This window comes from Shewanella sp. A22 (genome assembly GCF_053850585.1).
This window is the reverse complement of sequence record NZ_JBSQBN010000230.1, coordinates 1-1,856: the sequence shown is the minus strand read 5'-3', so window position 1 is coordinate 1,856 and position 1,856 is coordinate 1. Positions and strand designations below refer to the sequence as shown.

2 pseudogenes are annotated in these 1,856 nt (G+C 40.2%); one reads left to right on the top strand and one right to left on the bottom strand.

The annotated features are described in order from the left end of the window. Positions 1-80: 80 nt before the first annotated feature. Positions 81-989, top strand: a pseudogene (locus ACWXWT_RS20395) (IS4-like element ISShfr1 family transposase); the annotation flags it as partial. Between the two features lie 281 nt (positions 990-1,270). Here ACWXWT_RS20395 and ACWXWT_RS20390 read toward each other — a convergent pair. Beyond that, a pseudogene (locus tag ACWXWT_RS20390) lies at positions 1,271-1,856 on the bottom strand (transposase); the annotation flags it as partial.

The following is a 1,856-nucleotide window of genomic DNA, read 5'->3' as shown; positions in this document are numbered from 1 at the left end:
TATTTTAAATTAGGTGGGAACATTCATGGCATTTGGTGATCAAATTTATCGCCAAACAAAAATTACCACGAGTAAATGCCATGAATGCAAAACAAGTTTTATCAAAATGTCTCTCACTTGTCACCCCGTTAATGCACAAAACTCGCCGACAAAGTCTGTTCTCTGCAATTGAAAGCTCAATGAATGGTGGAGCATTATCAATCACAGGGCTTGGCCGTGATATTGAAAGTAAAGCTAAGGAAAAACATAAGATTAAGCGGGTTGATAGGCTTTGTAGTAATCCTTATCTTCATCGTGATATTGAGTTCATTTATACCCGTATGACCTACTTGCTCGTCGGGAAAATGAAGCAACCCATCATTCATATCGATTGGTCAGATCTTGATGACCGTAAGCAGCATTTTCTCATTCGAGCATCTTTGGCGGCTCAAGGGCGCTCATTGACACTTTATGAAGAAATACATCCGCTAAACAAAAAAGAGAAGCCTAAAACTCATCTACTCTTTTTGACCAAACTTAAGGCGATGCTACCTGATGACTGCAAGCCTATCATCGTGACTGATGCTGGATTTCGAATACCATGGTTTAAACAAATACTGTCACTTGATTGGGATTATGTGGGGCGATTCAGAAACAGAACACATTGTAGAAAAACGATTGTTCATCATTGGTATCCAGTCAAAAGGCTATACATACAAGCAAGTGCAAGAGCTAAGAATCTTGGGGTATATTTTTTAGGTGAGCAGGCGTCTTTCTGTTCACGCTTAGTGATCTTCAAACGTACAGATAAAGGAAGAAAAGATAGAACTGCAACGGGTGATAGAACCAGACGGAGCAAACAATCTCGGTCAAGTGCAGATCGTGAAAAAGAGCCTTGGTTACTTGCTACATCACTTTGTCATTCAAGTGCTACAGCCAAACGAGTCGTAAAAATTTATGCGACTAGAATGCAGATAGAAGAAAGCTTTAGAGATGTTAAAACGGGTCTAAACAAAAAAACGAAGCCACCCATAATTTACAAAAGTAACTTAACTCTTTTTCATAAACAAAAAAACGAAGCCACCCATAATTTACAAAAGTAACTTAACTCTTTTTCATGGCTTTGGCGAGGGTTACGATTGAAGTGATCAACTCATCAATTTTTATCGATATAGCTAAAATATTATCGTTAAATGAGTGATTTATGTGTCATCTAAGAAATTTAGCACAGCAGAGAACATTGATAGCTATCAAGCATAAGAAGAATTGTAATTTTATTTGGGATGATGACTTACGCGCACAGCCAACGCTGACAATTTGCCGCGCCTTGTCGTCGTTTTCGGTCTAAATGCTCACAGTATTCAGTTAAGGCAGGTAACGCTCCGACTGCACCTTTAAATAATGCACCAAACTCTGTAGTGATTTTAAGCCAATTCTCTGCGGGGATGTTTAACCTATTCAGTATGTCCTGACTGCTTGAGCTAATGGCTCCACGCTTATCTTCTCGAATAATCCGACCGGTATCTTCAACCAGTACAATGTAATCTTTAACGCTGAACATGAGTCCGTTAGGCATATTGAGTCTTTCATTTCCCACAAACGGTAATAGCTCTGGTGGTTGCTCGCCTTTCATTGCTGAATTGATTCGGCGCTGAATACTGGTGTAATCTGAGGTTTCTGGAGTGGCGGCCATCTTGGCTCTGACTGGGTTTAAATCTACATAGGCCATACAGGAGAGTACTGCGGCTTTATCAAGCAAAGCCTGGGATTTAAACCTGCCTTCCCAGAATCTTCCGGTACATTTATCTTCTTTGTTGGCCATTCTGGCGATGGGCTCACTGAGTGAGCGCATAAACCAACTGATATCAATTAAGCGT